The organism is Streptomyces sp. NPDC048516, from assembly GCF_043199875.1.
Taxonomy (GTDB): Bacteria; Actinomycetota; Actinomycetes; order Streptomycetales; family Streptomycetaceae; genus Streptomyces.
Map to the genome: position 1 here is coordinate 14,782 of NZ_JBICWS010000021.1, position 24,269 is coordinate 39,050.

Below are 24,269 nucleotides of genomic sequence, written 5' to 3' on the forward strand. Positions count from 1 at the left end.
GCTCCAGCACCGCAGGTCCAGGCACTACAGGTCCATGCCTCGCAGGCTCCAGCCGCTCCGCTACAGACTCCGGGCGTTCCAGGCGACCACGGCAGGGCGGTCGTGCTCCGTGCCCAGGACGCCCACCGCCCCGGTCTCGAACGTGAACAGCCCGCCGGCGCCGGGCGGCAGCCCGAGCCTGCGGGCGGCGAGCACCCGCAGGAAGTGGGCGTGCGCCACCAGCGCCACATCCCCCTCACCGGCTGCCAGCTGCGGCACGATCCGCGCCAGCACCTGGTCGGCACGCGCCCCGACCTGCTCCGGTGACTCCCCGGGGTGCCCGTCGGGCCCCTCGGGGACACCGTCGGAGAACAGATACCAGCCGGGCCGACTGCGGTGGATCTCGGCGGTGGCGATGCCCTCGTAGCCGCCGTAGTCCCATTCCCGCAGGTCGGCATCGGTCTGCGGGCGGGCGAGGCCCGCCAGCTCAGCAGTGCGCAGCGCCCGCTCCATCGGGCTGGCGTACACCTGCCCGATCTTCCGGTCCGACAGCAGCGGCCGCAGTGCGCGGGCCTGCTCCTCACCGACCACGGTCAGCGGCAGATCGGTCCAGCTGGTGTGCCTGCCGTCCCGACTCCACTCGGTCTCGCCGTGCCGGACCAGAAGGAGGTCGCTCACGAGCCCTGCGCCTGCTGCCCCTGCTCGGCGGCCTCGGCCTGCTCGTTCTGCTGGTCCTCGGTGACCGAGGCGCGGACCTCGTCCATGTCCAGCGCGCGGGCCTGGCCGATGACGTCCTCCAGGGCCTCGGCGGGCAGCGCGCCCGGCTGGGCGAAGACCGCGATGTTCTCGCGGACGATCATCACGGTCGGGATGGACTGGATCTGGAGGGCCTGGGCCAGCTCGGGCTGCGCCTCCGTGTCGACCTTGGCGAAGACCAGGTCGTCATGCGTCTCGGACGACTTCTCGAAGACCGGGCCGAACTGCTTGCACGGCCCGCACCACTCGGCCCAGAAGTCGATGAGGACGAAATCGTTGCCGGAGACGATTTCGTCGAAGTTTTCCTTGGTGAGCTCGATGGTGCTCATGCGTGTTTCCCTGCTTCCGGTCTGTCGACGATTGCCAGTCGGTCTCCGGCTGCGGTAACGGGCATAACCCGTGACGTATTCCGCACGCCGGACCGTCCCGCACCCCTGCCCACCGATCGCGTTCCTAGACATCGCGATTCACGTGGGAATCGCCACGCCCCCACACGGGCCCCACCACTGCGGGCCGCCGCCCCTCCCACCGGGCTCCACCACGGCACCCAGGGCACCCAGGGCACCCCCGCACCCCCTGAATCTCCCCTTCCGGCACGCCCTGGGGAACATCACCTCGCATCGCCTCGCATCGCCCCCCATCGCGTCACCCCGCACCGCATCACCTCGGCTCGCCTCGCCCCCGCGGCTCTCCCCAAGCCGCCCCACCCCTGGATCCCCTAGCTCTCGGGCTTGGCGTAGTCGGTCGCCATACCGCCCGCGAAGTCGTACAGGATCACCTGTTCATCCCCCACGACCCAGGCGTCGTGACCCGGCGGACAGACGAACACATCGCCGGGGCCCACCTCGGACTCCGCGCCGTCGTTCATCCGCAGACGCATCCGGCCCTGGACCATGTAGCAGTTGTGGTGTACCTCGCAGCTTTTGGTCCCGACGATCGGCCCCACCGACTCCGTCCAGTGCCAGCCGGGCTCGAAGGTGGCCACGGCAAAGTCCAGTCCGGTGAGGTGCAGGGCTTCGAGGTGGCCCCGGGGAAAGTCGCGCCGTTCATCCGGCTTGTCGACCGTCTTGACTTCCATCATGAGGGCTTCCTCCATCCACCCCCCTGGTCATCTGGTCGCCTGCCCATCTGGCCATCCAGGCAGATACCCCCCGGTGCTTCCATGGTGCGCCGCACCGAAGCGCCCGGCCACCGGGCCTGACGGACCCCACCGGACCTCGCGGACCCGGCGGACCCGGCGGACCTGGCGGACCCGGCGGGCCTGCCAGTCCACCGGAAAGAGCCCCACTACGGCCATCCGACGGGATGTCGCCGGGGAGGTGCCGTAGCACGCAGTCGCCTCCCCCGACGGCTAGCATCGCGAAAGGACCGCCAAGAACGGAGCATTCTTCTGTGCGTCATCTGCGCGTAGGCGTCGCCATCTTGACCATGGGAAACCGTCCCGCCGAGCTGCAGGCGCTGCTGGATTCGGTCGCCAAGCAGGACCTCCCGCCGGCTCACATCGTGGTCATCGGGAACGGCTCGCCGCTCCCCCCGCTGCCGCACGGTGCCGTGGGCATCGAGCTGAGCGACAACCTGGGAGTCTCCGGCGGCCGGAACGTCGCCCTGGACGAGCTGCGCAAACTCGGGGACCTCGACATCGTGGTCGATCTGGACGACGACGGCCTGTTGATCAGCCCGGACGTGTTCAGCCGGCTGGCGGAACTGCACACCGGCGACCCGAAGTTGGGGGTCGTGAGCTTCCGCGTCGCCGACGAGCGGGGCCGTACCCAGCGTCGCCACGTCCCGCGCCTGCGCGTCGGCGACCCGGCACGCGGCGGGCTGGTCACCACGTTCCTCGGCGGCGGGCACTCGCTGTCCGTCCCGATGCTGGACAGAATCGGCGGCTGGCCGGACGAGTTCTTCTACGCGCACGAGGAAACCGACCTGGCCTGGCGGGCCCTGGACGACGGCTGGCACATCCGCTACGCACCGGAACTGGTGCTCCAGCACCCGTACACCTCGCCCACCCGGCACGCCGTCTACCACCGCATGGTCGCCAGAAACCGCGTCTGGCTGGCCAAGCGGCACCTCCCCGCGCTCCTGGTGCCGCTCTACCTAGGCGTATGGGCCGCACTGACTGCCGTCCGCAGCCGCTCGGCGGCGGGCCTGCGCGCCTGGGCCGCGGGCTTCGCCGAGGGGGTGCGGACCCCGTGCGGACGGCGGCGGCCGATGCGCTGGCGCACGGTCTGGCGCATGACGAGACTGGGCCGCCCCCCGGTCATCTAAGGGATCCCTCCTGGCTCCTTCGGGGATCTGGCTCCACCAAGGGATGTGCATCTTGCAACCCGGTTTGCCCCGGTCCACGGGGCTCGGCCCTGCGAGTTCGCCCCCTTTTTTGACCCTGACGTGGGCTGAGTCCAAAACCACGCGGGAGACGTCGATCAGGCCGGCGTCGTCGAAATCGGGGGCAAACATGCACGTCAACGATCTCCCCGTCAGTTGAGCAACAGCGCCGCGTCCCATGGGCAGGACGGCCTTCGTCCGGTGGCGTAGGTGTGGAGGGCGAGGGCGATGCCGGTGGCGCCTTCCAGGAAGCCGGGACTGTGCGGTGGTAGGGGCTGTCCGGACATCAGCGCGGGGCGGTCGTGGGAGAACCCGTAGGGCAGGCCGGGGTCATAGGCGTCGATCAGTCGGCCGGCCAGGCGGGGCAGGAGCCCGGCCAAGCGTGCGTCGGCACTGTCATCCGTCATCCGCCAGGCGATCTGCAGCAGTCCGGCCCATCCATGGCAGAGCGAATTGTTCCCGACCTGGTGGCGCGTCAGAGCGAGCAGTGTGCCGGTCAGCGACTGGGTCGCCGTGTCCCGCCATCCGGGTTCGTTGAGGGCACGACCGGCCAGGTAGAGAGCTCGGGCCACTCCGGGGGTGCCGTAACACCAACCGGCCGCGGTGGCCCCAGGTCCGGAAACGGCCCCTGGGGAGTCGGCGACGAAGTCGTCGAACCCGAGCACCCGCGGCCAGCGGCCTCCGTCGAGCCGGAAGGACAGTACGTGCTCGGCCAGACGGTGGATGGCCTCCGACTGGCCGGGCACGCGCACCCCCAGCTCGTGGGCGAGCGCGAGCAGAGCCAGGGGTCCGCATATGCCGTGCGCAGCCCCGAGGTTGAAGTGGCCGCGGGGGAAGCGGGCGTCGCGCAGGAGGGAGGGACCTGTGGGCACCCACCAGCCCGGCACCGCGACCCCGTGGGCGCGCACCGTACGGACCAGTCGGACCAGGTAGGACAGGCACTCGGCGAGCGGCTCGTGGTGACGGTCCCGGCACAACAACAGGTAACGGCCGATACCGGTGACACCACTGATGGTGTCGTACGTGCTCATGGCCACGCCGGCGCGCCCGGCGTCAAGGCGTGCCCGCTCCGTGCCGAGGATGGCGCGCAGGCCGGCGATGACCTTTTCATCGAGCTGGTCAAGGAGGGTGGCGTAGTCCTGCGGACCGTGCCGCGTCACGCGGGCCGCGAAGGCCAGGGACGTCACTCCGTCGTAAAGGCCCACGCCGGGTCGGGATCCCAACGTGGACAGGGCAGCGGCCAGGTGGGCATGGGCGGTCTGCCGAAAGGCAGGTGCCATGTGGGACAGCTCCGCGTAGAGCAGCGCGGCCCCGCTGTGCCCCGCCGCCAGGGTGGGGCCGGACACAGGTGACCGCGGCGTTCCCGAGCCCGGCGCACTCGCCGTGTCTCCGCGGGCGGCGGGCGTCCCAACGACTGGGTCCGGTCGGTGAAGCCGCTCGGCCAGTTCGGCAACGATCCGTCGGGCCCGGCCCCGCGTCGCGGCATCGTCGGGGACGGCCTCGCCGACCGGTGGGGTGTCGTTGACCGGTGGTGTGTTGTCGACGGTCGTGCCTCCGCCCGGGAGGGCTCCGCCCCGGATCTCGGCACCCCGGGCGACGGCGTCAGAGGTGTCACTGCCCGGTGTTCCGTTCGGTATCTGCTCTCCCGTCACGTCCGCCCCTTTGTCCGCCGGCCCCGGTGTGCCTGGACAACGCCTCGCGCGATCGCCAGCGACGCCAGCTCTCCCTCCCGGTCGACGCCGATCAGCCGGTTGTGATGCATGTGGAGCAGGCTCGACAGTGTCCGCCCTGGCGAGTACCACTCGCGGGCACCCGGCCCCTGCAGCGCGCGCCGGTAGTCAGCTACCGCTCGCGACCGCTTTTCCCACGCGGCCAGCACCGCCTCCCCGCCCGGGCGGGCGCACAGCCCGGCCCAGTCACCGTAGGGGTCGATGAGGGCGACGGCCTCGGCACGGCGTCGTTGGAACTCCTTGTGCCTCGCGTCCTTCGGGTACGCCCGCAGCAGCCACTCCGGCCCGCTCGGGTCACCGTCGGTGCCGTCCGATGATCCGGACGTGACCGACGTCCCCTGCCAGGCCCGGAGCAGGTGCACATAGCCGGCTGCGGCGAGGAGCACGGGCTCGACCTCCAGCATGGCGCGCTCACGCAGGTCGAGCGTTTTGACGACTGCAAGGCTGTCGGCGTGGAAGGCACGTTCCGCGGCCGCCAGAGCGGCCGGGCCGCCGTAGCGCTCGTACTCCGGCGCGTACGTGTCGAGAGAAAGCCGTTGGATCAGGCCGTGCGCTCGCAGGTCGGTGGCCCACCGGTGCACGGCGGGCAGCACGGTGCCGGCGAGCGCTTCGGGCGTTCCGTGGAGGCGCAGCCGCACATGGTCGTCGTGATCGCGGTAGCGGATGAAGAACCAGCGGTCCACCGCCTTCGGCAGCGCGTGGAGCAGGCGGGGAAGATGCCGGCCGAGCAGTTCCTGGTGGCGGTCCGGAGAACAGTGCACCAGGGCGTACAGCCACTCGCCTCCGGGCAGGTGCTCACCCCGCGCGACACGAGGCCGCAAGGGACGGCGGGCCTCCTGCCGTCCGGGGAGGGCGGCAAGGGTTGACTCCGTACGTGGTGCGCATCCGGGCGGCGTTTCTCTCGTCCCCACCGACACCGCGCTGGTCTGCGCGGGAGTCACAGCACGGGAGAGCAGGGGGAAGACCAACTCATTGCGATGCGCACCGCCCTCTCCCCTCAGCCACCCCGATGTGTCATCGGCGTCCAGCACCTCGCGGACCACCGCATCCGGGCGGCGGCGCAGTTCACGACGGAGGACCCGCAGGTGTGCCGGCTCGCTGAGGAGCAGTTCGAGCCGCTGGTCGGAGTGGGTCAGGCAGATACGCTCGGGCACCCGCCAGCGCTCCCGCCACGTGTGCACCCGTTCCACCCACTGGTCGAACGGTGTGTCCTGGTCGCGCACTGCCTCGGACGGCCGCCAGCGAGCCAGAGCGAGCACCGTGCGTCCGTACCGCACCCGGGGGGTGTACGGCAGGTCCTCGCCGGCCCCCCAATTCCAAGGCCGGCACGGCCGCGCGCCACTGCGCGGGATGTCACCGAGCAGGCGTGCCACATCCGGTACGCGGTCGGGGCGGAGCAGATGGTAGACGGCCGGGACCACCTCCCGGCCGTCACTGAGCCGCACCACGAACAGCCGGTGGGCGTCAGCTCGCACGGCGAGGTCGTCGAGGTCCAGGTCCCCCTCCCCCAGGGCGAACGCGCCGACCGGGACATGGGGCTCCAACAGCCGGGGCATCCGGGTCACATTGCCGGACCGGCTGCGTGGCCGGAACACCACCTGTGCGCGGACCGCGTCCGCTGCCGCGCCGCCGCCCCGGCTCGCGGCAGCCATCTCCGCCAGTGCCGTCCGGTCCTCGTCCGGGAACAGGTGGGCGAACCGGCCGAAGCTGGCTCCGGCCTCGTCGACGGTGGATTCCACCACCAACCGGAACTGCCCGTCGCGCAGCGCGGCGGACGAGGTGGCCACCAGCTGGGTGAACAACTCCAGCCCCGCGGGCGGTGTACCGGTGTCGCGGGCGAGGCGGACCACGAGCGGATGGTCGTCGGTGAGCACCACTTCGGCGGCACCGGTCACCGTGGCTTCCTGGGCGAGGTGGAGCAGGTGCCGGTCGCGTTCAGGATTCCGGCCGTCCTGGCCCGGCGGTGTCCGGCGGCTCGGCGGTTGCCGGTAGTCGGCAGGCACCCCGAGGCCCACATCCGGGTCGAGCAGCTCTTTGACGGGTACGGCGCGGTCCTCGCCGTAACGCTCCAGGAAGTCGCGGTGGTACTGGAGGGACGGGACGTCGTCGGACAGCCGCCACAACAGGTGCGCGGCCCGTTCCGCCTCGGCTCCGACCGCAGGCGGCAGGCGCACCTCCGCGTCCAGAGCCAGGTCCACCTGCACCAGGTGCTCCTGCTCGCGGAGCCCACCCATCCGGTGGAGGAGTGACTTCCAGGCCGACTGCCGACCCGTGCCACCCGCCCCGGTCGCGGTCCGCACCGATTGTTCTGTCAACTGTGCGGCGATGGCGCGGAGTTCGGCGGGCTCCGGCGCGTCCGGCGCCGCCAGGGTGGCCAGCACATGACCCGCGGGGTCCGCGTGGTGGGCAGACGGGTGCAGCTCGGTCAGCAGAACCTCGCGCTCCACCAGTCCCACCAACATCTGGACGATGGTCTCGCGGGACGCTTGCGGGAACTGCTCGACCAGCCGTTCCTCCAAGTCCACGAAGGGTACGGGGGCACGAGCCGACTCCACCGCGGCGCGAACGGCCGCGGTGTACCGCACGCTCACCTCGCGCACCACCCGTCCGTCCGGCCGTTCGTCCGCCGGGTCGCCGGGGCCGGTGGCGACCACGAGCCGGTCTCCCCGGACGACACACAGGTTGTTGGCCTGTATGCGCAGGTGGCGCACCACCTCGGGTCGGCGCTCCCAGTCCGTGGCCAGCGCGGTGAGCCAACCGTGGTCCGGCCGGACCACGCGCCGGTGGGCAGCGCCCAGACGCGCCCCCGCCTCCTGCGGCCGGGGGGCGATCCGTGCCACGGCCACGCCGGCCATCAGACCGAACGGAGTGGCGCGGGTGGCCATGCGCGACCGGTAGGAGGTCAGTGCCCGGACTGCCCGCCGCAGGTCCGTGACCTTCTGCTCCGTTCCGCCCAGGGCCGCGTCCCAACGGTGTGCCAGCGACACACTGGATACTGCGACTGCCTCCCGGAATTCCACGTCGGAGGCGAGGTCGCGTAAGTGGTCGGTCAGCCTGACGGCTTCGTCGGCCACGCCTTCCGGTACGTCGACGATGGCCTCACGGGCGCGGTGCGCCGGGTGCACGGGGGCGCGCAGCAGGGCAAATCCCACACATGAGAACAACGAATTCCCCACTGCAACCTTCCCTGCTATCCGTTTCAGCGCCCTCGTCGATGCAGTGGGCACCTTTCCCGAACCGAGAAAGGTGCCCACCGATGCCGACTCAGCAGAATATGACCGTGGTTTCGCATCGGACGCCGAGCGTGAATGCCGCATTCTGAGAAACTGGCGCGGCGACGTCGGTCACCTCACGAACGTCCAGGTCGAATACGCCCTCGTGCTCCTCCAGAGCCAACTCCACGTTCATTGTTACCACCTTCCTCCATCCATGCGGACGGATTTGAGAAATAATCACGGGGCTCCTTCCATCATGCCTTGGAACCCCGTTCCAAACGAAGCCTATTGGCTCCTCAATACCTGTCAAGCCTTTATTGGATGGGCAGTTGGACCGTTCCTCAGGGCGATGTCGGCACCGAGGACAGCGACGAAGGCGACGGCGGCGGTACGCAGGCCGGTGGCGAGGGCTGCGGATCCGTTGGCCATTGCCTTACTGTCGAGATACTAGGCGTCCAGAACATTGGGTCCGCGCCAAATGAGCCAGGGCAGCCCGGCTACCAACGCCAGGGCGCCGACCACGATGAGCGCGATCAGGCCCCGGCGTCGTCGGCGGTCCGCCCGTCGTGCGCGGATCCGGCGCTGCGCCAACTGGGCCAGAGCCTGCCAGTCTTGCTGCCGCCCTTGGTGCCGGACGCGGATCCTGCGGTCATGCGGCCTCGCTCACCTGAACTGTGCGTCCCGGCCCTGACGGTGGCCGTCGGGCGGACTTCCCCTGTGGCACCCTGCCCCAGGCTGACGCGCGGGAGAGTGGGGAACTTCGGCGAGCGGGACTGTCCCGGCTCCGAACACGGGGTGGGGAGATCCAGATAGCCCCAGCAACATGGCAATCCTTTGCTTCTTGGACGTGTGACAGCACGCAGCGCATGGATGAACGGACCTTCGCCCGGCCGGGAGTTAGCCGCGCAAATCCCCAGGTCAGGTCCGGTGGCGGCCCCGGACGCGGGGGAGACTGCATCGGGCGCAGCTTCGCCTTTCCGTGAGATGGACAGACGGTAAGCGCAAAACACCGGAGGTACCCGAACTCCCAGTTCCGGTTGCCTCTCGGTCCGGGGCACGTCGGCAAAGCCACGCCAAATTCCCGGCCTTCTCGGCTTCCTGGCCCATACGACGAGGGTCGGACGAACCATCAGGCCCTCGGGTGTGCGCTTGCAGTGCGCCGGGGGTCTCTACAGCTTCCCGGCCTCTTTCAGAGCGAGGGCGGCGTAGTCGCGGGCGCCGCTGGTTTGCCAGCTCACCGCCGGGGCCGGAGTGCCGCAGTCTCACTGGTCGTGCTCTCCCTTTCGGAGCACTTCAGTGCCGGTTTTGGTGGCAGCCTGTGTGGCATCCGCCAAAACCGGCTCCCCTCCGCCGCGGGTTCAAGCGGAACGGCTGACTCAAACGCAACGGGCCGAGCCTCGCACAATCCGTTGGCTGTACTGAGGCGGCGTCCCTACGGTGGACCCATGATTGGCCTTGGCCTTCCCTCTCCTGTGCGTGGCGTGAGCGTCTGCGTGGTGATGAACCGCGGCGGCTGTGGGCCGTTTGCGCGCTTCGTCGCGGACTTCGAACCTCCGGGCGGCGAAGGCGGACTGGAACTGCTCAGCGTCGTGTCCGAGCAGCGGCTGCCTGCCGAATTCCTCCCGGCGATCCGGGAGGGCCTGACGCAGGGGCTCGGCGAGGTGTCGGCGGCGGTACTGCTCACGGACGGCTACTTCCACGAGACGGACTCCTGGGCGAGCGCCTACCGGATCGGTGCGGAGCAGGCCGGTCGGGCTGCGCTCATCGGCGCGGGGCTGCTGCCGCCGGAAGAGGTCGAGACGCTGCGCTGGGTGCGCTTGCCTGGCTGCCCGAGGCCCCGGCGCCCCAAGCGTGCACGTTGACCGCCGCGTGGCGCAAAGGAATCAGCGCGTCCCTCGCCGGGCGGCAGATTCCTATGCCGGCGGACATGATCGACATACCGCTCTCCGCACCCGAAGTCACGATGGTGCAGACTGGCACCCGGGCTGTGGACACCCTGCGGGACACCGCGGCCTTTGCGCACAGGGCTACCGGCGTTCCGGCCGTAGCGCCGGACGCGGAGTACGTGTCGAACAGCCGGCGAGCGGGGCATCCTGCGCGGCATGGACTTCCAGCCAGTCGAGCGCGCCTCGGAGGCGTTCCAGCAGTCACTGACCGCGGACGAGATCGGGAAGGTCTGCGCGAGGGCCCTCGGGGGCGCCGCCACGCCGGTGTCCGTTGTCGAGATGGGTACGGGGAAGTACAACAGCGTCTATCGCGTCACCCTGGCCGGGCGTGCGGAGCCGGTGATCCTGCGCGTCGCGCCGCCGGAGTCGCGCCAGTTCCGCGGCGAGCGCCGCCTGATGAGGAACGAGCATGCGAACCAGCCCTGGCTGGCCGTGATCGCGCCGCTGATGCCGCAGGTGATCGCCGCGGGCGGGTCGCACCAGGTGAGCGACCGGGACCGGATGATCCAGTGGCGATGGCTGCCTCCACCTCCCGGTACACGGCTGCCTCCACGGCCGGGGCAGGTGAACGGGGAGGCTGTGCCCCGTTTCGGCTTTCTTCGGACCGCTCGCTGGCGGCGGGGCCGGCCGCGCTTGCCCCGCACGGGCGGCACGGCTTGGAGGAGTGGGATCAACTGGGTGACGTCGTTACGGTTGCCGCCGGTCAAGGTGGCGGCGAGCGGGATGCCGGTGGCGCCGGTGATCAAGTGATGCTTACTGCCGTCAGGTCATGCCCGACCGGAGCAATCCAACCACCTCGAAGATCATTTCGTTAAGGGCGTGTCCTCACTGGGCCGTCCCTGACAGGGGCGTCCCTCACAGGGCTGGCCCTCACAGGGCTGGCCCTCACAGGGCAGACCCTCCGGAGGCCGCCCCTCCCGTCTCCCCCCGCCGCAGATACGGGTCCGTCACCCCGCCCGGGCAGGCGAGCCGTTCTCGGTCCCATCCGGCACGCCGGGCCCCGGCCCGATACGCGCTCTCGTAGAAACCGAGCACCGCAGCACGGGGATCGGCCGCGGCACGGGCCTCGTCGTACGGCAGCACCGCCAAGTGGCTGCCACCGCGGTCGGCCCACTGTGCCGCCGCCGGCTCCAGCGGCTCCTCGGCCAGTCCCGCGGGCTCCGGAGCGGTGTAGGAGTAGAACGCGGGCGCCGCGAAGGAGTCGTCGCCGAACCAGAAGCCGAAGCTGATGACCTCCCGGGAGTACGCCTCCCGGGTCACCGGATCGACCTGCCCGGGCTGGTCGATATGCCGGTCGGAGAACCGGGTGTGGGCGATGTCGAAGGTGTGCCAGAAGTGATGCACCGGGCTGACCTTCCCCGAATAGCCCGCGGCGAACTCCTCCAGTACCGCGGCCACCTGGCTGAGGACCTGCCAGTAGCGGGTGGCATGCCCGGCGTCGTAGGTCGCGTGCTCGGTGTCCTCGGCGAACGGCCGGCCGGCATCGGGCAGGTCGAACGGCCGGGGGATGTCGAGCTCCACCCGGACGCCCAGCGCGGCCAGCGCCTCCATGACCGCGCCGTAGAAGGACGCCACGGACTGACCGACGAGCGGAAAGGAGAGCGACCGGCCGTCCAGCGCCGCGACGACCAGCCGATGACCGACGAAGTCAAAATCGACCGTGAAGACCGGGTTACCGTCGACCTGTCCCATGGGCCGGCTGGTGATGCCGCGTCCGGTGAGGTGGAACGGCACGTTCCACCAGTGGTTGCGCCGCGGAGCGGAGGCCAGCCGGACCTTCCCCACGATCTGCGCGAAGCGATGCAGCGTCTCTTTGGTGTCCCGCCACTCGGCGAACGGGATCGGCGGGAACAACTCCACCGTCATCACCTTCCCTTCCCGCCCCGCACTCCTGACGGCCGGGCGGACCGGTTGCCCATGATGGCCACGGGGAGGCACGGCGGCGTGCCGCCTCCCCGCAACACCCCTACCTGGACGCACCACAACCACCCGGCCAACCCAAGACCGCGCTGTACCGGCAGCTGTCGGCTTCAGGCGCGCATGCCGCCGTCGACGCGTAGGACCGTACCGGTCACGTAGGAGGCGCGGTCGCTGAGGAGCCAGGCGGCGGCCTGGGCGATCTCGTCCGGGTCGGCGGCGCGGCCCAGCGGGGTTTGGGCATTGAGCTGCGCGATGGTGCCCGGGGACTCCCCCTCCCAGTCCTCCAGCATCTCGGTGAGCGTGGTGCCGGGCGCGATGGCGTTGACGCGGATCCCCTCCGGGCCGTAGGTGACGGATGCCGACGCGGTGAGGCTGTTGACCGCCCGCTTCGCCGCGCCGTACGCGGGCAGCTCGGGGTTGCCCATCAGACTGCCGACGCTGGAGGTGTTGACGATGGCGCCGCGCTTCGCGGTGGCGCGCATCGCGGCGATTTCGGCGGTCATGGCCAGCCACGGGCCCTTGAGGTTGACGGCGCAGACCCGGTCGAAGTCGGCCTCCGACAACTGGTCCATCGGGCCGGGCGGCTGCCCCGTCGCACCGTTGTTGAAGGCCACGTCGAGCCGCCCGTACAGCTCCACGGCCCGGTCGGCGGCGGCACGGATGCTCGCCCCGTCGGCCAGGTCGCACACCACATGGTCCGCGGTGCCGCCGGCCGCCCTGATCTCCTCGGTCACCACCTTGAGCTGGGCCTCCGTGCGGGCCGCGAGGAGCACTCTGGCCCCTTCCCGGGCGAACAGCCGTGCTGCAGCCGCGCCGATGCCGCGACCGGCACCGGTGATGAAGGCGACCTTGCCGTCGAGCAAGCCCGAGGACGTGCTTGACGCGATCGGCGTGGTCGACGTGACCGGCGTCGTCGGCGTCGTCGGTGCCGTCGGTGCCGTCGGTGCCGTCGGCGAGATCGGGGTGATCCGTGTGTTGTCCATGCAGACGAGCCTGTGTCCGGCCGCCCCGCTCATCCAGGCCCCGGGAGTACCTGGCTGGGCCTCTGTCCTCCGCGCACACTGGGCAGGTGAATCGACGAGTACGACGAGAGCTGGGCGACTTCCTGCGCAGCCGGCGCGAGCGCATCGTCCCCGCGGACGTGGGGCTGCCCGCCGGACCGCGCCGCCGCACCCCGGGACTGCGTCGCGAGGAGGTGGCACAGCTGGCCTTCATCTCGACCGAGTACTACACGCGACTGGAGCAGGCCCGCGCCTCCCACCCCTCCCGCGAGGTGCTGGCCCAGCTTGCCCGCGCGCTGCGTCTGTCGGACACCGAGCGCGACCACCTCCACCAGCTCGCCGGCGCCCCGCCCCTGCCCCCGCCGGGACCTTCGCGTGAGGTACGGCAGAGCATCGTCGATCTGCTGCACCGGCTGCCGGGGGCCGCGGCGATCGTGATCTCGGCGACGTACGAGGTCATCGCCTGGAACGACCTGGCCGCGGCCCTGATGGAGGACTTCTCCGCCCTGTCGCGCCAGGACCGGAATTTCCTCCGCCGCGCCTTCCTCGGCCCGTACCGGCACGGCCGGCGTCTGTACGGCGTCTCGGACGCGGACTCATTCGCCCGGACCTCGGCCCAGCACCTGCGCGCCGCCGCGGCGCGCTACCCCACCGACCCGGAGGTGACCGGACTGGTCAAGGAACTCCTGGCCGGCAGCGAGGAGTTCGCCCGCATCTGGGCAGCCCATGACGTCACCGCCCGCCCCACCCCCTGCAAGACCTTCGCACACCCCGTCGTCGGCCCCATCAGCGTCAACTGCGACGTCCTCGACCTCACCGACCGCGACCAGCAACTCCTCATCTACACCGCACCCCCCGGCTCCTCCTCGGAAGAGGCCCTACGACTCCTGTCCGTCGTCGGCACACAGCGGATGGGGGTACCCGGCTGACGGTGCCTCCCTTGCGCACCACCGGGGGGCCGCCACGGTCATCGGTCCGCCCGGGCCGGCCCGGGTCCGCCCGAGCCGGCCGAACCGCCGGACGGCCGGACGTACCAAGCGGATGCGGATGCGCTCTGCCCGGAGGGGGCTCTTGCGCCCCTCGGATGGCAGTAAGCGCGGTGTAGAGAAGCCGACTTGGAACGTTTCGGCCGGAGGAGCGCCGAGCCGCCTCGTCGCCCGGAGAGGGAACGGGATCGTGACGGCAGGCACCCCGGGCCCGCAGAAAGGGCTGCCTCGGCAGCACGATCTCATGGACGCGGCGCCACTTGTGCTCGGGTGGTGCCAGTCGGAGTTCGGCCAGGACCTGATGGTCGGGCGTCAGGTCGAACGGCCGCCCGACGACGGCCTGGCCGGACCATCCGGGCCGGACTCACTCCGAGGGTTCGCGCAGGCGCACCGCGAGGGCGGCGATGTCGTCGTCCAGGCGTCCTCTGCTGTAGCGGAGGAGGTCGCGGTGGAGAGCCGCGAGCAGTTCGTGGGGTGGCGTCGGGGGCTGTCGGCGCATCCAGGCCGCCAGCGGGAAGAACCGGCCGTCGCGGGCGCGGGCCTCGGCGATCCCGTCGGTATAGAGAAGGAGCAGGTCGCCGGGGGCGAAGTCGAAGGTGTCGGTGTTGTAGTGATCGCCGATCAGCTCCGCGAGGTTGAGCAGCGGCGAGGGGGCGGTGGGCTCCAGGGACCGGAGCTCCCCGCGGTTCCGGAGCAGCGGCGGAGGGTGTCCGCAGTTCAGGATCTCGATACGCCCGCCCTCGTGCGGGATCTCGACAAGAAGCGCGGTGGCGAAGCGCTCCATCGGCCCCTCGGGGGGAAAGGCGGCGTTGTAACGGGTGCTGCTCGCGTCCAGCCGGCGCGCGACGCTGACCATGTCGGCCTCGCCGTAGGCCGCCTCCCGGAAGGAATTGACGATCGCCGCGGCCGCCCCCACAGCCGGCAGGCCCTTGCCCCGCACATCACCGATGAGCAGCCTGACCCCGTATCGCGTGTCGACCACCTCGTAGAAGTCTCCGCCGATACGGGCCTCCGCCGCGGCCGCGAGATACAGCGACTCGATCTCGACGCTCCCGAAGCGGCGGGGCATCGGACTCAGCACCACCTGCTGCGCCGCGTCGGCGACGAGCCGCACATGGAAGAGGGTCCGCTCCCGCTGGAGCCGGACATGGCTTCCGTACGCGGCCGCCACGGTGACCGCGATGATCCCCGCAGCCGTCCACCACGTCCCCAGGCCGGGGAACACGATGCTGAGGCCGATCATCAGAAAGAGGCAGACCGTCCCCAGCAGGACGGTGGGGAGCACCGGCCACATGGCGGCGGCGAGGGCCGGTGCCGCAGGCAGGAGGCGGCTGAAGGCCATTTCCGGGGGCGTGGCATATGCCAGGCTTGCGATGACGACGGTCAGAATCACCGGCGACAGCCGCACCAGGCTCCCCCGGCCGTGGCGACGACGAAGCCGCGGCCGTTCAGGCTCGATCACACTTCACAGAATATCTACGTAAAGGGAACATAGCGCTCTGACGGAGCGGAGTCAGCCGCCCGCCCCGGGCCCCCTCGCCGGCTTCGGCGGTGTCGCACCTGCTCCGCGCGCCCCCGGCAAGGCCGGCGAAAACCTGTGACACCCGCGGCGGATCCGTGCAGCGGAAAGTCCGCCGCCCCGGTGTGTCGCACCGGGCGGCGGACTTTCCTGGCTCCGTGTCGGCGGGGACGCGCCCCCGCCGAGCCGAGAGCAGAGAGCGGGCAGCCGAGAGCAGACAGCGATCAGCGACCAGCGACCAGCGACGCTCACCGTCGACGGGGCCCAGCCGTCTCCGGGGGGCGGGGCGGCAGCGGCGGTGGTGGCGGTCAGGGGAATGGCGACCGCTGCGGCGGCGACCGCGAGACCGGCACCGATTCGAGTACGCCACGACATCATGCTTGTCCTGGCTTGTTCGCCTTTCGGGTTCTGAGCTGGTCGGGCCCGGAGGTGCTTCGGCTCGCGTCCAGGGCAGTGCCGGGGCGCGCCGGGGCAGCGCCGGCCGGGGCAGTGCTGAGGTGGTCAGCCGATGGGGTTGACGAAGGTGGCCGGGTGGGTGGCGCCGCGCTGGTCGACGAGCGTGCCCCAGGGCCACTTGATGGTGAGCGGCTTGGTCTCGTTGGGCGGGGTGACGTCCGCGAAGGCGGGCTGGTAGAAGCCCTTGTCCTCCTTGGTCATGGCGACGTTGATCGTGAAGTCGGTGCTGTCGCCGGGCTGCAGGGTGATCGACCCGTGCGTCTTCGACGAGCGGGCCAGCGACCAGCGCTCGCCGCCGTTCTCGGACTTGAGGTCCACGCCAGGGAAGCCGCCGATCTTGCAGGTGCGGCCGCTCTTGTTGGTCAGCACGACGCTGGTGGTCGTCGATCCCCCCGCGTTCGGGTCAGGGGCCGCGTCCTCGCCCGTGGCGAACACCGCCTTCAGGCCCGAGGTGTGGCACCGCTCGCCACCCGAGGCCGCCCCGCCACCACCCGGGGCGTGCGCGCCGCCCGACTGCTTGCCCGACTGCCGGCCCGCGGCGCCCGCCTTGGGATCGGCCTTGCCACCGGAGCCCGCCGGGGCGTCGGAGTCCTGTGCCCCGGTGGAAGAGCCCGCGCCGCTGGAGTCGGCGGCGGCCGCGCCCGTGTCCGCCTGGCCCGCGGGCTTCACAGCGGTGGCGCCCGAGCCGGAGCAGGCGGTCAGGGTGAGGCCGGCGGCCGCGGTCAGGGTCACGGCGGCGATACGCAGGGTGCGGCGACGAGCGGTGCGGACAGAGGCACTGGAGCGCATTTCGGGGTCCCCCGGGGCAGTCGGTGTCGTTGTTTCCTCGGTACGGCAACCACTCTGCCCGGCGCCACTATCGCGAAGCCGCCGCTCCGCTAACGTCCGGCTAACCTCGGCGTGAGCAGGGGAAAGGACGCCGAGAACCCGGGGAACCCCGAGAACCCCGAGACCCCCCAGAACCCCCAGAACCCCCAGAACCCGGAGAACCAGGCGCGGCCGACTCGGGGCCCCGCCCCTCCGGCCCTGACCGGGAGACAGAACCGAGTGGCACGAGGCCATGACGCCGGCAAGGTTGCTCACCGGGCAGTGGCGAGGCCGTTGAGCAGGTGGCCGAGCTCTGCCGGCGCCTGGATGTGGGCCAGATGGCCTTGCCCGGGAAGCACATGGACTTCGGCACGGGTGACGCGCCGCCGGACGTCGCCGAAAGACGTTCCGTACGGGGCCGTTCCGTGATTGCACTGCCCGATGATCAGATCGACACGGTCCGCCCGCCGCGCCAACTCCTCCGGTAGCGACGCCGAGTTGAGCGCGGCGAGCTCGGGGTGCGCCGGCCTGCTCAAGTGCCGCAATTCAGCCCACCCTTGACGGTCGGCCCGCAGGGCCTCGACCTGCGCCGTGTCGAGGCCGCCGAGCTGCCGGTTCACGATCTCGACGGTGGCGTCCCAGTCCGCCGCCTCTTCAGCGGTCCGCAGATCCGGCAGTATGTGACGGCCGAACGGTCGCATCACCGGCTCGTAGGCGATCAGCTGGCGCAGTGGACGATCATTGGCGGCCAGCAGCGCGATCAAGCCGCCGTAGCTCCAGCCGAAGAGCGCCTGCGCGCCCTTGCACTCGTCGAGGATCACGCCGAGGTCGTCGACCTCCGTTTGCAGCGAGTACGTGCTGGTCAACGGCCCCGAAGGGGCACGGCCCCGGCGGTTGACGACCGTCACCGACGGCCAGGCATCGACGGCGGCCGCGACATGACGCCACCCGCGAGCGTCGCTCATCGCGCCCGGGACGACGACGAGACCGGGAGCATCAGGCTCCCCGTACACCTCGACCGTGACCCAACTGCCTCCGCCGACCGGCAGACTCTTCTGAATCGTTTGCTCCATAAATCGATTATGGAGCAAACGCTCTACAATGCAAGGGTGCCCCAGCCAACCCGTGGACGACCACGAGCCTTCGACCGCGACCGCGCGATCCTCGACGCCGCCCGCCTCTTCTGGCGGCGCGGCTACTCCGGGACGTCGACCCGCGACCTCACCGCGGCCCTAGGACTCTCGACCTCCAGCCTCTACGCCGCCTTCGGCAGCAAAGCCGGACTGTTCGAGGAAGCGGTGCGGACCTACGCCGAGCGCTACCGGGAGATCTACCGGCAGGCGGTCGCCGAAAAGGACCTCCGGACCGTTATCGACCGGATCCTGATCGACTCGGTCCACGAGTTCACCCGGCCAAGTGACGTCCATCCAGGCTGTCTTCTCAGCAGCGCCGCGATGACCGACAGCACGAGCACGCTCGACACCAGCGCCCACTACGCCGAACTGCACGGCTGGAACGAGCGGGCCCTCCACGCACGCATCGAGCGAGCGGCCCGGGACGGGGAGCTCGTCGCCGAGGCCGACGCAACGGCCCTGACCGGAGTCATCCAATCCGTCGTGCACGGACTGTCCGTGCGAGCCAACCTCGGCACGCCCCCCGAGGACCTGCTGACGACGGCGCACCTCGCCCACGAGCTGATCTGCCGGCACCTCACGTCACCGACACCCTGACTCGTCATGCGGTGACTGCCGGGAGCAGTCACCGCATGCGCCGCCTTCTTTTGGTGAGGGTGGGGACCGGGCCGGGCCGGTGGGTTGAGCGGTCCGCCGGCGGAGGTCCTGGTCAGGCGGGACGGCAAGCGGGCCTTCCAGACCATGATCCAGGCTCGTTCACGACGGATGCGCCTTCCCGGGACGGCAACACCCGGATTCGTGCACGGAATCGCAGGACCCCCTCCGCGCTGCGACCACCGACGTTCCGTGAGGGCCCGGCTCGGGACGAGGACCTGTCGACCCGGTGCAGATCGCGAGCCCCGCACCGGTGAAGAGGAGCCCTCACCATCCCCGGCCACCTCCTCGGCAGAGAACACACCAGCCCCAGGTCACCGCGTCGCGACGGTGAGGACCAGCTTGCCGGTGGTGTGCCCGGATTCGATGCGGCGGTGTGCCTCGGCAGCCTGTTCCAGCGGTAGGCCCTCGACCTGTACCCGCAGAGTTCCCTGAGCCGCGGCCTGTACGGCGCGGCGCAGGGCCAGCCCGGTGTCCTGGGGGAAGGCCGCGGAGAAGGCGGCGAGGTTGAAGCCGGAGACGGTCTTGTTGGTGAACCACAGATGGTTGGCGGGAATGCCGACGTCTTCGGCGCCCGAGGCGTTACCCATCACCACCAGCCGCCCCATGGGGGCCAGCAGGTCCAGGCCGGCGGTGCGGGAGGGGCCGCCGACCATGTCGACGACGATGTCGAACTCGCCTGCCTCGGCGACCTGGTCGCGCAGGATCACCTCGTCGTAGCCGAATCTCTTGGCGGTCTCGATCTTCGCCTCGCTGCCGACCGTCCCGACCACACGGCCGGCGCCCAGCAGCCGGGCGGCCTGGCCGAGTTGGCTGCCCACACCGCCCGCCGCGGCGTGGACCAGGACACGGTCTCCGGGCTCGATGCGCGCCACCCGGTCCAGGACGAGGAAGGCGGTGGTGCTGTTGGAGGGGAGTGCCGCGGCGACGCCGAGTCCGATGCCGAGACCGTCCAGCGGGGCGACCAGGTCCGCGGAGGTGACCACCACCTCGGCGTAGCCGCCGCTGTCGACGATCGTCAGCGCAGCCACCGGCTGGCCGACGGTCAGGTCCGTGACGCCTTCGCCGAGGGCGCGGATCCGGCCGGAGACTTCGATGCCGGGCACGAATGGCAGCGGTACGGCCACCACGCCGCGCCGGTAGAGCACTTCGGCGAAGTTGGCGCCCGCGTAGGCCACGTCGATGGCCACCTGTCCGGGGCCGGGCTCGGGGACCGGCATCCGCTCGACGCGGAGCACCTCGGCCTCGCCGAACTCGGGAATGGTCACTGCCTTCATCTGCGTGTTGCTGCTGTTCATGGCAGTGATTCTGCTGGGCTGTCACGAGGCCCGGCAGTGTCCGCTCATCCTGGGTGTGACACCACCAGGCTGTGCGTGGCCATGAGCTGCTCCAGCCTTTCTCGGGTGTCGGTACTCGGGCGGGGGTTGTGCAGGATCAGGTGGTGTCCGGGCAGTTCGGGCAGCGGCAGCAGGGTGGCATCGAAGACCAGCGTTCCGGCTTCTGGGTGGTCGACCGCCTTGACCGCGCTGGTGTGCTCGGCCACGTCGTGGCGGTCCCACAGCTCGGCGAATTCCGGGCTGCTCTGGGCCAGTTCCCCGGCGATGCGGTCGAACTCCGGGTCTTCGGGATAGCGGGCGGCGTCGGCACGGAACCCGGCGACCACGTCTGGGGCGGTGTCGGCCCAGTGCCGTTGCAGGACCCGGTAGCGGACGTTGGTAAAGAACGAGACCAGGCAGTTGTGGTCGCTGTCGCCATAACCGAACACGATGCGGGCGGCTTCGTTGATGCCGGTGAAGTTCCAGTGGCGGTCGCGGATGTATCCGGGCCGCGGTGACCAGGCGTCCAGCAGCCTCTGCACCTGCGGCGGGGCGGGCACGGATGGCGCGGAGGCGAACTGCGGTGGGTTGAGCCCGGCCAGCAGGTACAGATGCACGTGCTCGGCGGGATCCAGCAGCAGCACCCGTGCGATCGCGTCAAGGACCTCCTCGGACACCTTGATGTCGCGCCCCTGCTCCAGCCACGTGTACCAGGACACCCCGACCCCGGCGAGCACCGCGACCTCCTCCCGCCGCAGTCCCGGCGTCCGCCGCCGCCCACCATCCGGCATACCGACATCAGCAGGCGAGACCCGAGCCCGGCGACTGCGCAGAAACTCACGAAGCTCGACGCGACGGCGGTCACGCGACACGGCAGATCGATCGCTGGTCATGACCTCTACCCTAAACAGCGCGCTCGCACGACTCCGGCCGACGGTCAGCGTCGCGGCTCTGAGGAAAGGAACCACGTTGGCCGCCGCCGACGGCCCTCACCCCACACCAGCCACCGGTACCTCTCATGTCGCCGTGCGCCGACCTCGCGTCGCCTGCTGGACAGAGGTGAGCCTGGGGTAGGTCGCCGAAGCTGCAAGGTCAGGCTGACCCATCGCGAGGCCAACCGCCCAGATTCAACCTTCACCTCGCAGTTCACGACCACCGAGCCGTGCAGCCTCCAACGGGATCAGACAAGAGCCGGCGGGAGACGGCTTCGGTTTTCGCTGTTACCTGGCGGCGAGCGCTCGGTTTGTCAGTAGCGGATGCTTTCCTCGACGGCAGTGGCGTCGGGAAAAGCAGGCGCCAACCGAAGCAAGGAGGCCGCCCGTGCTACCCGAGCCCGTATCCCCCTGGAGCGGAGCCCGCCCAGCCCCCTGGCGGCTGTGGGCGGGGGCGACCGGCATCGGTGCGGTCGTCGTCCTCTCGGTTGTGGCGCTCAGCGGTACCTCGCCAACGCTGTTCAGCTGCTCAGCCGTCCTCTCGGCCCTCCTGCTGCTCGGTTCGTACTGGGTCGTGAAGCCGTGGTGCGTGGCACGCTCCGAAACCTGGCATCGGGTGATCACGTTCGTGCCAATGACCGCGTATGTGGTGACTCTCGGCTCGGTCGTGGTAGCGGCGGTCAGCTTCCTGCCGGACCAGCCCGTTGTCACCGGCCTGGCCCTGGTCATGATCTGGGTCTTCCATGTCGGCGGAGGCGTGCGGGAGCCGACCTCATTCGCCTACGAGCGCCTGCGGGGACGCCTCACGTGGACCGCGGCCCTTCAGGTGGCCGCAATGTGCTGCGGCACCGTGGGCCTCGTCTGCTTGATCCGCGATCTGCCGATCCCCGGGCGCTACGCGCCCGCGGTCTTCGCCACATGTCTCAGCGTGGTGGTCGGTCTCGTAGTCGCGTCGTCGAAGGTGTTCGCGCGCGTGCGGAAGCTCGCCACGGAATTGGATGACCGTGCGCAGACGATGGAGCGGTGCTTGGACAGGCTGTCGCGCGGCGCGGTAGTCGATCGAAGGCGGCTTCGGGACGCCGCCGAGGATGCCTGGGACGCGCTGAACCGGACGCTCCGCAACAAGGTGGAGACCGGGTTCCACCAGTACGGGACCTTCGTCATCCCCTCCGATACCCGGAAGGTGTTGGAGAGGTTGGTGACGGAGGCGATCAACAACCCCGGCGCACCCTCGTACCGGGACGCGGTCGCGCAGATGCACATGCTGCGCACTGCGTGCCGGACCAAGATCGATACCTTGGCGTGAGAGTCACGAAGGCGTCTTGTTCAGGGCGGCCCCCCAGCGCTGAACGTCAAAGTGACGACCGTGCCGGGGCCAACGAACTGGCGGGCCGGATGCGGGAAGCCCGGTCCCCCTCTGCCCAGTGCGCGAACGCGGCATCCGGACGGTGATCCCGCTCCCGGCCGACCAGCGCGGGCACCGACTGCGGCGGGCCGGCGGCCCCCACCTCCTGCCCGCCGCGCGCCCTCCCCGCTCAGAGCGCGAGAGGCGGATCCGGTGCGGCTGCCGCCGGCGGTCCGAGGAAGGCGGCGATCGCCGGACCGAAGTGCGACCGCGCCACCGCCGGCCGCGGATTGACGGCGGTGGCGGTGCGCTGCGGCCCCAGCACGGCGCCGACCGCCAGCTTGGCGGCGCGGATCGCCGCCGGCGGCTGCTCGGCGATGGCAGCGGTGAGCCGGTCGGTGCGGTCGGTGAGTTGCGCCGCGGGCACCTGGTGATCGGCCAGTCCGAGCGCCACCGCCGTGCGGGCGTCGACCAGCCGGCCGGTGTAGAGCAGCTCCCGTGCCACGGACGGTCCGGCCACGGCGACCATACGGGCGGCGAAGGCGGGGCTGGCGAGGATGCCGAGCCGGGCGATCGGCATCCCGATCCGGGCGGAATCCGCCATCAGCCGCAGGTCACAGGCGAGGGCGAGCTGACACCCCGCTCCGGCGGCGACCCCGCGGATCTCGGCGATCACCGGGACGGGACAGTCCTCGATCGCGGAGAACGCCTCTTCCATGTGCGCGAAGGAGTCCTCGACGTAGCCGGGCTCCGCGTCCACCCAGTCGGTCATGTCGGAGCCGGCGCAGAACGTGTCCCCGTGCCCGCGGATCACCAGCACCCGCAACGACCGGGAGGCGCCGAGTTCCGCGACCTGCCGGGCCAGCCGGACCCAGGCCGCGCCGGGGAGGGCGTTGCGCCGGCTGCCGTCACCGATCCGGATCTCCGCGACCGCCCCGGACCGGACCGTCGCGATGCGGACGTCGCGAGCGGGTACGGCGGTCACTTCGCGGCCTTTCGCGCGCACAGGTCGGACCATTTCCGCGGGCCGACCCCCATGGCGGTCAGCACCTGCGCGGTGTGCTCCCCGTGCCGGGGCGGTGGGGTGCGCACGGCCGCCGGGTTGTCGGACAGCTTGATGGGTGAGGCGAGCGTGCGCAGGGTGCCGGCGTCGGGGTGGTCGAGTTCGGTGACCATGCCGCGCGCGACGACCTGGGGGTGCCGCAGTGCCTCGTCGACGGTGTTGATCGGCCCGACCGGTATCTGCGCCTCGGTCAGCAGCGCGGCCCATTCCTTGGCGCCACGGGCGCCCAGCGCGCGCTCGATGAGCGGGAGAAGCTGCGCACGATGGCGGACCCGGTCCGAGTTGGTCGCGAAGCGTGGATCGTCGACGAGTGCGGCGAGCCCGATCGCGGTGGCGAGGCGGCGCCACTGCCCGTCGTTTCCGACGGCGACCATCAGGTGACCGTCGGCGGTGGGAAATGCCTGGTAGGGCACGATCGTGGGATGGGCCGAACCGTAGCGCCGCGGAACGCTGCCGGAGGCGAAGTACCCACCGGCGACGTAGCTCAGCCAGGCCACCTGGCCGTCCAGCAGCGACACATCGACCCAGTCACCGGTGCCGGTGTGCTCACGGTTGCGGAGGGCGGCGAGAACGCCGATGGCGGCCCACATCCCGGCGGCCAGGTCGGCCGGCGACACCCCGAACCGCACGGGCGGCCCGGTGGGTTCGCCGGTCACGCTCATGACGCCGCTGACCGCCTGCGCGATCGCGTCGTAGCCGGGCTCGTTCCGGTACGGGCCGGTCTGCCCGTACCCGCTGACCGAGGCGTACACCACGGCGGGATTGCGTTCGCGGACCTCCTGGTAGCCCAGGCCGAGGCGGGCCGCCGTACCGGGCCGGAAGTTCTCCACGACGACATCGGCGGTCGTCGCCAACTCCTGTATCAGGCGCAGGCAGTCGGGGTCCTTGAGGTCGACGGCGATACCGCGCTTGTTGCGGTTGACGCTGTGGAAGTACGCCGCGTCCTCGCCCTGGAAGGGCGGCCCCCAGGCGCGGGTGTCATCTCCGGAGACGGGATCCTCGACCTTGATCACATCAGCGCCCAGGTCGGCCAGCACCATGGTGCAGAACGGCCCGGACAGGATGCGGGACAGATCGAGGACCTTCAGACCGGTGAGGGCTCCGTCGTGGACGAGCCAGGGCTTGGGCTGTGGTGTGGTGCGCATGTGCGGTGTCACGCCCCTGTTCCAGTGGGTTTCGCCGGGCG

21 protein-coding genes and 2 pseudogenes are annotated in these 24,269 nt (G+C 70.7%); 5 read left to right on the top strand and 18 right to left on the bottom strand.

Features of this window, described 5'->3' with window-relative positions; genetic code table 11:
- Nucleotides 1–60 precede the first annotated feature (60 nt).
- The 3 genes from ACGFR7_RS31145 to ACGFR7_RS31155 all read right to left on the bottom strand — a co-directional run bounded on the left by ACGFR7_RS31145 (nucleotide 61) and on the right by ACGFR7_RS31155 (nucleotide 1,816).
- The gene (locus tag ACGFR7_RS31145; protein WP_393325632.1) at nucleotides 61–657 is read right to left on the bottom strand and encodes a histidine phosphatase family protein; all 597 of its coding nucleotides are present in this window, start codon (nucleotides 655–657) and stop codon (nucleotides 61–63) included.
- Nucleotides 654–1,064: a thioredoxin gene (gene trxA, locus ACGFR7_RS31150; RefSeq protein ID WP_393325634.1), complete on the bottom strand. Its 411-nt coding sequence runs from the start codon at nucleotides 1,062–1,064 to the stop codon at nucleotides 654–656. Before trxA ends, ACGFR7_RS31145 begins: the two co-directional genes overlap by 4 nt.
- Before the next feature lie 389 nt (nucleotides 1,065–1,453).
- Nucleotides 1,454–1,816: a cupin domain-containing protein gene (locus ACGFR7_RS31155; protein WP_393325636.1), complete on the bottom strand. Its 363-nt coding sequence runs from the start codon at nucleotides 1,814–1,816 to the stop codon at nucleotides 1,454–1,456.
- Nucleotides 1,817–2,127: 311 nt separating this feature from the next.
- Between ACGFR7_RS31155 and ACGFR7_RS31160 the strand changes: the two genes are divergently transcribed.
- Nucleotides 2,128–3,003, top strand: a complete 876-nt coding sequence (locus ACGFR7_RS31160; RefSeq protein ID WP_393325637.1) for a glycosyltransferase family 2 protein — start codon at nucleotides 2,128–2,130, stop codon at nucleotides 3,001–3,003.
- Nucleotides 3,004–3,045: 42 nt separating this feature from the next.
- Here ACGFR7_RS31160 and ACGFR7_RS31165 read toward each other — a convergent pair.
- The 5 genes and pseudogenes from ACGFR7_RS31165 to ACGFR7_RS31185 all read right to left on the bottom strand — a co-directional run.
- A pseudogene (locus ACGFR7_RS31165) lies at nucleotides 3,046–3,174 on the bottom strand (IS5/IS1182 family transposase); the annotation flags it as partial.
- A gap of 38 nt (nucleotides 3,175–3,212) precedes the next feature.
- On the bottom strand, nucleotides 3,213–4,712 hold the full coding sequence (locus ACGFR7_RS31170) for a lanthionine synthetase C family protein (RefSeq protein WP_393325639.1): 1,500 nt from the start codon (nucleotides 4,710–4,712) through the stop codon (nucleotides 3,213–3,215).
- Entirely contained in the window at nucleotides 4,709–7,942 is a 3,234-nt protein-coding gene (locus ACGFR7_RS31175) for a lantibiotic dehydratase (protein WP_393325641.1), read from the bottom strand. The genes ACGFR7_RS31170 and ACGFR7_RS31175 overlap by 4 nt, the downstream gene beginning before the upstream one ends.
- Before the next feature lie 112 nt (nucleotides 7,943–8,054).
- Nucleotides 8,055–8,198 (bottom strand): hypothetical protein, encoded by a 144-nt coding sequence (locus tag ACGFR7_RS31180; RefSeq protein ID WP_393325643.1) that lies wholly within the window; start codon nucleotides 8,196–8,198, stop codon nucleotides 8,055–8,057.
- Nucleotides 8,199–8,311: 113 nt separating this feature from the next.
- Entirely contained in the window at nucleotides 8,312–8,434 is a 123-nt protein-coding gene (locus ACGFR7_RS31185) for a hypothetical protein (protein WP_393325645.1), read from the bottom strand.
- 1,016 nt (nucleotides 8,435–9,450) lie between these two features.
- Here ACGFR7_RS31185 and ACGFR7_RS31190 point away from each other — a divergent pair.
- A complete protein-coding gene (locus tag ACGFR7_RS31190) occupies nucleotides 9,451–9,867 on the top strand; it encodes a hypothetical protein (RefSeq protein WP_393325646.1) in 417 nt (138 codons plus the stop codon).
- A 701-nt stretch (nucleotides 9,868–10,568) separates the two neighbouring features.
- On the opposite strand, the pseudogene ACGFR7_RS31195 reads toward ACGFR7_RS31190, so the two are convergent.
- From ACGFR7_RS31195 to ACGFR7_RS31205, 3 genes and pseudogenes are all read right to left on the bottom strand, one after another.
- Nucleotides 10,569–10,712, bottom strand: a pseudogene (locus ACGFR7_RS31195) (IS5/IS1182 family transposase); the annotation flags it as partial.
- Nucleotides 10,713–10,836: 124 nt separating this feature from the next.
- Nucleotides 10,837–11,811 (bottom strand): DUF5996 family protein, encoded by a 975-nt coding sequence (locus ACGFR7_RS31200; RefSeq protein ID WP_393325648.1) that lies wholly within the window; start codon nucleotides 11,809–11,811, stop codon nucleotides 10,837–10,839.
- A gap of 170 nt (nucleotides 11,812–11,981) precedes the next feature.
- Nucleotides 11,982–12,854, bottom strand: a complete 873-nt coding sequence (locus ACGFR7_RS31205; RefSeq protein ID WP_393325650.1) for an SDR family NAD(P)-dependent oxidoreductase — start codon at nucleotides 12,852–12,854, stop codon at nucleotides 11,982–11,984.
- Between the two features lie 86 nt (nucleotides 12,855–12,940).
- Between ACGFR7_RS31205 and ACGFR7_RS31210 the strand changes: the two genes are divergently transcribed.
- Nucleotides 12,941–13,801, top strand: a complete 861-nt coding sequence (locus ACGFR7_RS31210) for a helix-turn-helix transcriptional regulator (protein WP_393325652.1) — start codon at nucleotides 12,941–12,943, stop codon at nucleotides 13,799–13,801.
- A 421-nt stretch (nucleotides 13,802–14,222) separates the two neighbouring features.
- Here ACGFR7_RS31210 and ACGFR7_RS31215 read toward each other — a convergent pair whose 3' ends face one another.
- The 3 genes from ACGFR7_RS31215 to ACGFR7_RS31225 all read right to left on the bottom strand — a co-directional run bounded on the left by ACGFR7_RS31215 (nucleotide 14,223) and on the right by ACGFR7_RS31225 (nucleotide 17,713).
- Entirely contained in the window at nucleotides 14,223–15,320 is a 1,098-nt protein-coding gene (locus ACGFR7_RS31215) for a PP2C family protein-serine/threonine phosphatase (protein WP_393325654.1), read from the bottom strand.
- Between the two features lie 558 nt (nucleotides 15,321–15,878).
- Nucleotides 15,879–16,622, bottom strand: a complete 744-nt coding sequence (locus ACGFR7_RS31220) for a DUF4232 domain-containing protein (protein ID WP_393325656.1) — start codon at nucleotides 16,620–16,622, stop codon at nucleotides 15,879–15,881.
- Between the two features lie 290 nt (nucleotides 16,623–16,912).
- The gene (locus ACGFR7_RS31225; RefSeq protein ID WP_393325658.1) at nucleotides 16,913–17,713 is read right to left on the bottom strand and encodes an alpha/beta fold hydrolase; all 801 of its coding nucleotides are present in this window, start codon (nucleotides 17,711–17,713) and stop codon (nucleotides 16,913–16,915) included.
- A 36-nt stretch (nucleotides 17,714–17,749) separates the two neighbouring features.
- Here ACGFR7_RS31225 and ACGFR7_RS31230 point away from each other — a divergent pair, with 36 nt between their 5' ends.
- Entirely contained in the window at nucleotides 17,750–18,370 is a 621-nt protein-coding gene (locus ACGFR7_RS31230) for a TetR/AcrR family transcriptional regulator (protein WP_393325660.1), read from the top strand.
- Nucleotides 18,371–18,741: 371 nt separating this feature from the next.
- Here ACGFR7_RS31230 and ACGFR7_RS31235 read toward each other — a convergent pair whose 3' ends face one another.
- Nucleotides 18,742–19,725, bottom strand: coding sequence for a zinc-binding alcohol dehydrogenase family protein (locus ACGFR7_RS31235; protein WP_393325662.1), 984 nt, complete (start codon nucleotides 19,723–19,725; stop codon nucleotides 18,742–18,744).
- Between the two features lie 44 nt (nucleotides 19,726–19,769).
- Nucleotides 19,770–20,636: a helix-turn-helix transcriptional regulator gene (locus ACGFR7_RS31240; RefSeq protein ID WP_393325664.1), complete on the bottom strand. Its 867-nt coding sequence runs from the start codon at nucleotides 20,634–20,636 to the stop codon at nucleotides 19,770–19,772.
- Between the two features lie 427 nt (nucleotides 20,637–21,063).
- Between ACGFR7_RS31240 and ACGFR7_RS31245 the strand changes: the two genes are divergently transcribed.
- The gene (locus ACGFR7_RS31245; RefSeq protein ID WP_393325666.1) at nucleotides 21,064–21,981 is read left to right on the top strand and encodes a hypothetical protein; all 918 of its coding nucleotides are present in this window, start codon (nucleotides 21,064–21,066) and stop codon (nucleotides 21,979–21,981) included.
- 229 nt (nucleotides 21,982–22,210) lie between these two features.
- Here ACGFR7_RS31245 and ACGFR7_RS31250 read toward each other — a convergent pair whose 3' ends face one another.
- Both ACGFR7_RS31250 and ACGFR7_RS31255 read right to left on the bottom strand, forming a co-directional pair.
- Nucleotides 22,211–23,005, bottom strand: a complete 795-nt coding sequence (locus ACGFR7_RS31250; protein WP_393325668.1) for an enoyl-CoA hydratase/isomerase family protein — start codon at nucleotides 23,003–23,005, stop codon at nucleotides 22,211–22,213.
- A complete protein-coding gene (locus ACGFR7_RS31255; protein ID WP_393325670.1) occupies nucleotides 23,002–24,240 on the bottom strand; it encodes a CaiB/BaiF CoA transferase family protein in 1,239 nt (412 codons plus the stop codon). The genes ACGFR7_RS31250 and ACGFR7_RS31255 overlap by 4 nt, the downstream gene beginning before the upstream one ends.
- Between the last annotated feature and the right edge of the window lie 29 nt (nucleotides 24,241–24,269).

What these genes read in the sequence shown, in the direction of transcription:
- ACGFR7_RS31205 (WP_393325650.1), bottom strand. Translation starts at nt 12,854, where the DNA reads ATGGACAACACACGGATCACCCCGATCTCGCCGACGGCACCGACGGCA.
- trxA (WP_393325634.1), bottom strand. Translation starts at nt 1,064, where the DNA reads ATGAGCACCATCGAGCTCACCAAGGAAAACTTCGACGAAATCGTCTCC.
- ACGFR7_RS31190 (WP_393325646.1), top strand. Translation starts at nt 9,451, where the DNA reads ATGATTGGCCTTGGCCTTCCCTCTCCTGTGCGTGGCGTGAGCGTCTGC.
- ACGFR7_RS31180 (WP_393325643.1), bottom strand. Translation starts at nt 8,198, where the DNA reads ATGAACGTGGAGTTGGCTCTGGAGGAGCACGAGGGCGTATTCGACCTG.
- ACGFR7_RS31155 (WP_393325636.1), bottom strand. Translation starts at nt 1,816, where the DNA reads ATGATGGAAGTCAAGACGGTCGACAAGCCGGATGAACGGCGCGACTTT.
- ACGFR7_RS31240 (WP_393325664.1), bottom strand. Translation starts at nt 20,636, where the DNA reads ATGACCAGCGATCGATCTGCCGTGTCGCGTGACCGCCGTCGCGTCGAG.
- ACGFR7_RS31225 (WP_393325658.1), bottom strand. Translation starts at nt 17,713, where the DNA reads ATGGAGCAAACGATTCAGAAGAGTCTGCCGGTCGGCGGAGGCAGTTGG.
- ACGFR7_RS31185 (WP_393325645.1), bottom strand. Translation starts at nt 8,434, where the DNA reads ATGGCCAACGGATCCGCAGCCCTCGCCACCGGCCTGCGTACCGCCGCC.
- ACGFR7_RS31235 (WP_393325662.1), bottom strand. Translation starts at nt 19,725, where the DNA reads ATGAACAGCAGCAACACGCAGATGAAGGCAGTGACCATTCCCGAGTTC.
- ACGFR7_RS31220 (WP_393325656.1), bottom strand. Translation starts at nt 16,622, where the DNA reads ATGCGCTCCAGTGCCTCTGTCCGCACCGCTCGTCGCCGCACCCTGCGT.